The sequence below is a fragment of the Aeromonas sp. HMWF016 genome (genome assembly GCF_963878195.1).
In the GTDB taxonomy this organism is placed as follows: domain Bacteria; phylum Pseudomonadota; class Gammaproteobacteria; order Enterobacterales; family Aeromonadaceae; genus Aeromonas; species Aeromonas lacus.
This window is the reverse complement of record NZ_CAWNWX010000053.1, coordinates 1-7,970: the sequence shown is the minus strand read 5'-3', so window position 1 is coordinate 7,970 and position 7,970 is coordinate 1. Positions and strand designations below refer to the sequence as shown.

Genomic DNA, 7,970 nt, shown 5'->3' with positions numbered 1-7,970 from the left:
TGGGATATCAGCTGAGATTATTCTTCCATATGGGGCAAGGAGCATCTCACTTGGGAAGATGGCGTCTAGGAACCGATGAATTTAACGAGATGGTTTTTCCTGTCCCCTCATGTGAAGAGCAACGCACAATTGCAGCCTTCCTCGACTATGAAACCGCTCGGATTGATCAGCTGATTGCCAAGCAACAGCAACTGATTGAGCTGCTCAAGGAGAAGCGGCAGGCGGTGATCTCCCACGCCGTCACCAAGGGCCTCAACCCCAACGCCCCCATGAAAGACTCCGGCATCGAGTGGCTCGGCCAAGTGCCGGAGCATTGGATCCATAACTTTAAGCTTGGTGCTGTAGCCGAGCAAAATAGAGGCAGTTTTGTAAATGGACCATTCGGCAGTGATTTGCTTTCAAATGAATTAACACAAGAAGGTGTTCCAGTAATCTACATTAGAGATGTGAAACCTTCCGGCTACTATCGTAAAAGCACAGATTGTGTTACACCCAAAAAAGCCAAGCAGCTGAATGTATGTAAGGTTGAACCTGGTGATGTTTTGGTGGCGAAAGTAGGTTCTCCTCCTGGCGAAGCTTGTATTTACCCCAACTCCGAACCAGAGGCAATAATTACTCAGGACGTTGTCAGAATTCGAGTGAACAAGCAGCTTTGTGATGCTTATTATTTATCGTGCTTGCTCAACTCAACGTATGGAAAGGCAATTGTTGATGATATCAGCGTCGAGTCTACTAGAAAGAGATTTGGGCTCGGTGATTACAAACAATTAAAAATACCTTTGCCACCTTTAGATGAACAAATCCAGCTCGCGAGCTGGATTCGCGACCAATGCGATAAGTTGGACATGCTGAATACTAAGGCTAAATGTACCATTGATTTGATGCAAGAACGCCGCATCGCCCTGATTTCCGCCGCAGTGACCGGCAAGATCGACCTACGGGGCTGGACTCCACCTAGTGACAATGAGGTAACCGCATGACGCTTTCTAGTGCTTTGCAATACCCTCAACTTGCCAGCCATGCTGTGCTTTCTGAGTGTCGTTGTTACCGCTACGCCTTAAGTCGGGTATGGGATAGCAGCAAACCTTATGCCCTGTTTATTGGACTGAACCCATCCACTGCAGATGAGACAGAGGATGACCCTACTATTCGCCGTTGCATTGGTTTTTCAAAAAGCTGGGGCTATGGTGGCTTGGTGATGGCCAACCTCTTCGCCTATCGGGCTACCGACCCTGATGATATGAAAGTAGCCGTAGAGCCGATTGGTATTGCCAATAATGATTGGCTTACCGAGCTCGCTAATAAAGCAGGGGTGGTAGTGGCTGCATGGGGGAATCATGGGGCTTTTAAGCAACGTTCATCCCACGTCCGAGGCTTTTTAACTGAACTGCATTATCTGAAACTGAATCAATCGGGGGAACCTGCTCACCCTCTTTATCTCAAGAGTACCCTCACCCCAATTAAGTGGACTAAATAGGGTATGTTATCGATTAAACGGAAGTGAAATAACAATGGATAACAAAGCACGGGAAAAGGCTTTTCAAGACCATATTATCGAGCAGCTGGCTGCTTCGGGCTGGTTGGTGGGCGAGTCGTTTCACTACGATAAAGAGCGAGCACTCTACCCGGAAGACTTGATCGCCTTTGTGCAAGAGAGCCAGCCTGAGGGGTGGCAGAAATTCTGCAAGACCTATGGCGAGCAGCCGGAACGCCACTTGCTGGACGGTGCGGTACGCCAGCTTAAACGCAGTGAGGGGGGAACCCTGTGGCTGCTGCGTAATCAGATTGAAGATCGCGGCCATCGACTCAAGGTCGTCAGCTTCAAGCCTGATCATGACTTGAATCCCGAGCTTCTGGTTCGTTATCAAGCCAACCGGCTGCGGGTTGTGCCCGAGTTAGTCTATAGCCCCCATGGCTATGATGGCCGTATCGATCTGACCCTCTTTTTGAACGGCATCCCGGTAGCGACACTGGAGCTCAAATCTTGCTTCAAGCAGTCGCTGGAGAATGCCAAGAAACAGTATCGGGAAGATCGTTTGCCCAAGACCAATGGGCGTGATGAACCACTACTGAGTTTTCGCCGCGGGGCGCTGGTGCACTTTGCAGTGAATCAGTTCGAGGTGGCGATGACCACCAAACTGGCGGGCGACTCGACTTTCTTCCTGCCATTTAACCAGGGCACCCGTGAGGGTGGGGCGGGCAATGATCAGCCCTTGCCAGTGAATGGTGAGGAGGGTATTGCTACCGGTTATCTGTGGCAAGAGATCCTGCAACCGGATAACTTCCTGCGGATACTGAGCCGCTATCTGCACCTTGAGGTCAAGGTGGAAGAGGATGAGCTGGGGCGGCAGAATAAGAAAGAGACGATGATTTTTCCTCGCTATCACCAGTGGAAAGTGGTTCAGAATTTGTTGGCCACGGTGGGGCAGGAGGGGGCTGGTCAGAAGTACCTGATCCAGCACTCGGCGGGGTCTGGCAAATCCAACTCTATTGCCTGGCTGACCCATCAGCTGGCCTCGCTCTACCTAGATAAAGGGGAGAAGTTGTTCAATTCGGTGATTGTGATTACCGATAGAACGGTGCTCGACAGCCAGTTGCAAGAGACCATTGCCCAGTTTGACCATGCTGATGGGGTAGTGAGCCGCATCAACCGTGAAGAGGGAGATGGCTCCAAGTCAGCACAGCTTACCGATGCACTGGCCAGTGGCACGCCCATCATCATCGTCACCATTCAAACCTTCCCTCATGTGCTCAAGGCTATTCAGGAGTCGACCACGCTGAAAGGCTCTCGCTTTGCGGTGGTTGCCGATGAGGCGCATTCAAGCCAGACCGGCAGCACGGCGCGTCAGTTGCGTGAGGTATTGATGGCCGAGCAGCTGGATGGGGAAGAGGAGCTCAGTGGCGAAGATGTGATGAACATGACGCTGGCCGCTCGCGGTGGCAGTCAGAACATCAGCTACTTCGCCTTTACGGCAACCCCGAAGGGTAAAACGCTGGAGCTGTTTGGCCGCCCAGCGAACCCGGCGATGCCGCTTGGCCCGGATAACAAGCCCAAGCCATTTCATGTTTACTCCATGCGTCAGGCGATCGAGGAGGGTTTTATCCTCGACGTGCTGAAGAACTACACCAACTATTCGCTTGCCTACAAACTCGCCATGAAGGCAGAGGAGGCAGATAAGGAAGTGGATGCCAAGAAGGCTCGCATCAGGCTATCCAAGTGGGTGCGGCTACACCCGCACAATATCGGCCAGAAAGTGGCGATCATCGTTGAGCATTTCCGCACCAACGTGGCCAATCTTCTGGGAGGGCAGGCCAAGGCGATGGTTGTGACGTCGAGTCGGCTGGAGGCGGTTCGCTACAAGCTGGCGTTCGACAAGTATGTAACAGAGCAGGGCTATGGTGCTATTCGTGCCATGGTGGCGTTCTCTGGCGACATCGAAGAGGAAGGGCAGAGCTTTAACGAGCGGAACATGAACCCCGAGCTTAATGGGCGGGACATGCGTAAGGCATTCGATACCCACGACTATCAGGTGATGCTGGTGGCCAACAAGTTTCAGACCGGTTTCGATCAGCCCAAGCTGTGTGCCATGTATGTGGACAAGAAGCTGACAGGAGTGGACTGCATCCAGACCCTTTCTCGCCTCAACCGCACCTATCCTGGCAAGGAGAGCACCTTTGTGCTCGATTTCGTGAATGATCCGCAGGATGTGCTGGAGGAGTTCCAAAAATATTTTGAGACAGCCACCCTCGATACCGTCTCCGATCCCAATCTAGTCTATGACCTGTTCCACAAGCTGAAAGCGACGGGCATCTTTACCTGGAGCGAGGTGGAGGCGTTTAGCGATGCCTATTTCGATCCCAAGCGTGGGGCCGAAGCCTTGCCCGGTTATATCAAACCGGCTGTCGAACGGTTCACCAAGCGTTACAAGCTGGCCAGTGAAGCTGTGCGGGAGTGTCGCCAGATGCTCAAACGCATCGAGCGGGAAGGGGGATCTGCGACTGATAAGGTAAATGCCGAACGGCGGGTCAAAGAAGCGACCGAAGCCCGGGGCGAGCTCGATCTCTTCAAGAAAGATCTCAATAGCTATGTGCGGTTCTATGAGTTTGTCTCCCAGATCACCGCCTTTGATGACGAATCATTGGAGCGGCTCTGCGTGTTCGCCCGCCACCTGCTGCCGATGTTGCGTCAGGAGGTGCTGGAGGAGGACGAGATTGATCTCTCTCAAGTGTTGCTGAGCCATTACAACCTCAAGGCCAAGCGAACTCAGGATCTCAAGCTCAAAGCTGATGCAAGCGGCAATGGTTTGCAGGGCATCTCGGCGCTCGGCAGTGCCAAAGCAAAAGAAGAGAAGAAAGACTTCCTCTCTCACATCTTGGAGCAATTGAACGATCTGTTCGGTACAGAGGTGACTGATGGGGACAAGCTGGATTGGCTACAGGGGATGGCCAGCAAGATTGCGGAAAACCAGCCCTTGATGGATCAGGTGCGAAATAACCCCCGCGACGCCATCATGCTGGGTGACTATCCCAAGGCGGTTGATGCGGCCGTGATCGAGCGGATGGATATCCAGAATGGCATGTCGCTGGACTACCTCTCTCGGCCCGAGGCGGCCAATATCATCCAAGGGGTTATCCTGGATTTGTTGTTCCATCGACTTGGTAAGCCATTACAAGGGAATCTATGAGTAGTCTGAACTGGGAAGACCTGTTAGCCCACCTCAAGGTTGTGGTGCCGGCAGGCAGCGTGACCAGCTATAAGGTGCTTTCGCGGCATTTTTATGGCCATGACAATGGCACTCAAGCTATTGCCTCCATGCTGAAGGCTGCCGTGGCAGCAGATGTTCGTCATGCGATTTGGACCAACCGAGTGGTAGGGGCTGATGGGAGCGTCGTTGATGTAAACGGACAGGCGGATCAGCTGAAGGAAGAAGGTTGGCTGTTGCCACTCAAAGAGGTGAGAGAGTGATGGGACAGGATTGCTTTCGCTTACCAAGCCGAATCCATGATATCGGTTCTTTAGTGTTTCAAGCCAAGCAATGGAGCCAGACCCCCTCAGTTGAAGATCTCTGGATGGCCTATCTGGCTCGCATTCCTATGGAGCGTACGCGTGAAGAAATCCATGCTCTTCAGTCATGGTTTTATCAAGAGGTTGAGGAGCAGGGGTATGAGCTCCTGCTCATGTAGCCCTTGTTCGACACACATGTCGTGGCGACAGGAGTGCTCCAGCGTTTGCAGTTACGACAGGGATTCAATCGGGTTTTGTTGCGTAGTGTGTTGCGACTTTGGTGGTCATCCGAAGAGCAATCCGTGATGCTGCGGGTTTAAACCGATCTCAGGTTAACTAGACCTGTACACCCCGCCGCAGCGGGGGACAGTAAATAATCTCGTGGCAAACTGGGGGCGGGGGGCACTAGGCCCAGATTTCGTTAATCTATATTCAGTTCAATTGGCAGAATACGGAAACTTTTGCTGGTCGCATCGTAGCGTGCTACCAACCCACGCCAGCGTGCAATCACGTTACCCAGATACGCTTCCAGGCGCGGACATTCCATGGCTCGTTCATACGAACGGTCCTCGTAAGAAACTAGCTTATTGAACTGCAACTTACGCCAGCGTTCGCCATCGTAGATGCTGGCAAGGTAGTAACCCGAATAGCCCCAGTTGGTATGGCCGCCCCAGCGCGCTTGCTTACCCGCGCGGTCATCGCGGCGATAGATGCGAATCGCCCCTACTGCAGTATGAAATTCATCGCAAACCATCTGGCCGCTGACCACGATACTGTCAATTTTACTATTCATATTCCACCTCATTGACTAAAAGAAAATGCCTTTATTGGTGCCTCGCTTTAGACTGATAGTTTATTCATCTGGGCAGACGCGTCTGCCGCGAAATTGGGATAAGCAATGTTCAAACCACCCAGCATGCTGGAAATTTTTGCCGCTCTGCATGACTCGCTAGATGTTGCGCAGAAGCTACCGCGCAATGAAAAGCTGGCATATAAAGATCACCGCACGCTTCCCAGGCATCAGTTGGCCTACGCCACGATGACGCCGCGTCTGCTTTCTTTCCTCGCACATGAGGAACATGCGGGCTTAAAGGATTACCTTGGCAACGTGCAGCGTTTTTTCTGCACGCTGAATGAAGCCCCCTATGAAACAGGTCTCGAACCAGCCAGGGCGCTGGAAGTTTACTGGCAGTTTGTTTTCGGGCCGATGCTTGCCGCGCTGCTCTATCATTTTCGCGACGAACGAAATCAGCATTATGCTATCCATCATATCGGTACGTTATTGCCGAGCTGGGGCATACAGGAAGCTCCAGCTGATCGCGCTCGTTGGGCAAAGGAGGCTATAAAGGCCCAATATCAATATGAAGTGAAGGTGCCGCAGTTCACGCAGGCGGTAAACAATATTCGTGGTGATAGTATTCAAAGCCGGATGGTAATTAACGCCAATCTGGCGATCCTAGACCAAGAGTTGCATGCATTATCACATCCACAGCGTGAACAAATTCACGCATCAGTCTCTGCCTGTTATAACGCGGTGATGATCATCAGGCGTCTTGAAGAGGAAGGGAAAAGTGATTACATTTTGTTGGTTCGAGACTTTTTGAATGCATGTAGCCAGAACCCCGCCAGTGATTTGATGGTCCTGCATAACAGTATTGCGGCTGTTTTACTGCAGGACCACAGCATGAGCTTATTTCAGTGGGAGGGGCATGATCTATTATTAGCGCTGGATGAATATATTGTTCCTAACCTAGAGGCGTTTTATCCTGGTATTCTAGATATCGCGGCAAGATTTGGCGTCGACACGGATTGGCCAGAAATCAAGTCGCTCGATAACTTCTTGGTTGAAATCGATATTTTCGCCTCCGACCTGTCCCTGCTGGGTAATGGATTTATGCATTATTGGTTAATGCATCATCATATTGAACACGGCGATGTAGAAAGGGCATTTCATTTTAGTCAGACGTTCGAACAGATTGCAGAACAGGCACATACGGGGCGTTTCCGCGCTTATAACCTGTTACATAAAATTGTCCTACATTGGGCAATAGAAGGAAAAATGCAGCACAACCAATTTGATAATGATATCGCGCAGTTGATCATGACGCTTCCAGATGAGATATTTTTATTGCCCTTTAAAAGTGAGAAAGGGCTCACATTTTTTTCCCAGTTGGATGACAATGAGCAGATGCTATTGCGCTTGTTCAGAGAGTTTAACCTGCATCATGTAAATTATCAGGTTGATCCGTTTAAAAAACTGACGGAAATAATGCAAGTAGCACTTACTGTCTGTGACGGTAATTGTAGTACTACAACGGACTTATTTCCCATCTTTAAGAATGGACTGGATAAAAACATCTTGCGTACACAACACGCCTTGCCTTTCTCCAAGCGGTTAACCTACAGTGATGCTGTTGAAATACTAGAGGATCTTTATTTATTAGTGGGGTTAAACATTAATGACACGATCATCAGATTTCAGTGCGATCCCCGCTGCAAAGAATTAGTTTTGGCGTTAGGTAGGGGCGTTATTCAGAGATCGTAAATGTCTTTGTGTAACTGGCTGCTAATTACTGCCCGAGTCGTTCGTCGAACAGAATCATGAATTGCGCTATGGCCTGTTTCCAATCCCGGATGGGCATGATCCATTTCTTTGTTATTCCGGTTCTGAGTCAGGTACAGCACCTTCATCATCGACTCGTCTGTTGGTTGGACTGAGCTGCCAGACTGTCACCTCTCCATCACAGAGGAGGCTCGGCAGGATGTGTTCGATTACATTGAAATGTTTTACAACCCCAAACGTCGGCACAGTTTCAACAATGGGCTATCGCCAGTAGAGTGTGAAAAACAATATTTTGAACGGCTCGAAAGTGTCTAAATAGCTGTTCCGAATAGTAGATCACTGGAGGAAGGGAACTCAGTCCAGTTTGTGCGATCTCATTAGTCGCCAAACAAAACAAGCCAC

The 7,970-nt window shown here is 50.6% G+C and carries 7 protein-coding genes and 1 pseudogene; 7 read left to right on the top strand and 1 reads right to left on the bottom strand.

From position 1 onward, the window contains the following. The 5 genes from AACS24_RS07975 to AACS24_RS07955 all read left to right on the top strand — a co-directional run. On the top strand, positions 1–980 hold a 980-nt coding region (locus AACS24_RS07975; protein WP_219927718.1), incomplete at its 5' end, for a restriction endonuclease subunit S. Continuing rightward, positions 977–1,477 carry a DUF1643 domain-containing protein gene (locus AACS24_RS07970; protein WP_108570385.1) on the top strand — a complete coding sequence of 167 codons (501 nt, stop codon included), beginning with the start codon at positions 977–979 and terminating at the stop codon, positions 1,475–1,477. The genes AACS24_RS07975 and AACS24_RS07970, both read left to right, overlap by 4 nt. A 34-nt stretch (positions 1,478–1,511) precedes the next feature. Next, complete coding sequence (locus tag AACS24_RS07965) at positions 1,512–4,685, top strand: type I restriction endonuclease subunit R (protein ID WP_181364130.1); 3,174 nt, start codon at positions 1,512–1,514, stop codon at positions 4,683–4,685. Next, entirely contained in the window at positions 4,682–4,966 is a 285-nt protein-coding gene (locus tag AACS24_RS07960) for an MGMT family protein (RefSeq protein ID WP_108570383.1), read from the top strand. Before AACS24_RS07965 ends, AACS24_RS07960 begins: the two co-directional genes overlap by 4 nt. Next, positions 4,963–5,184 (top strand): hypothetical protein, encoded by a 222-nt coding sequence (locus tag AACS24_RS07955; protein WP_146181405.1) that lies wholly within the window; start codon positions 4,963–4,965, stop codon positions 5,182–5,184. The genes AACS24_RS07960 and AACS24_RS07955 overlap by 4 nt, the downstream gene beginning before the upstream one ends. A gap of 242 nt (positions 5,185–5,426) precedes the next feature. On the opposite strand, the gene AACS24_RS07950 is transcribed toward AACS24_RS07955, so the two are convergent. Next, positions 5,427–5,798, bottom strand: a complete 372-nt coding sequence (locus AACS24_RS07950) for a hypothetical protein (protein ID WP_108570381.1) — start codon at positions 5,796–5,798, stop codon at positions 5,427–5,429. A 105-nt stretch (positions 5,799–5,903) separates the two neighbouring features. On the opposite strand from AACS24_RS07950, the gene AACS24_RS07945 reads away from it, so the two are divergent. Both AACS24_RS07945 and AACS24_RS07940 read left to right on the top strand, forming a co-directional pair. After that, positions 5,904–7,550 (top strand): hypothetical protein, encoded by a 1,647-nt coding sequence (locus AACS24_RS07945; protein ID WP_108570380.1) that lies wholly within the window; start codon positions 5,904–5,906, stop codon positions 7,548–7,550. A gap of 192 nt (positions 7,551–7,742) precedes the next feature. Beyond that, positions 7,743–7,883, top strand: a pseudogene (locus AACS24_RS07940) (IS3 family transposase); the annotation flags it as partial. Between the last annotated feature and the right edge of the window lie 87 nt (positions 7,884–7,970).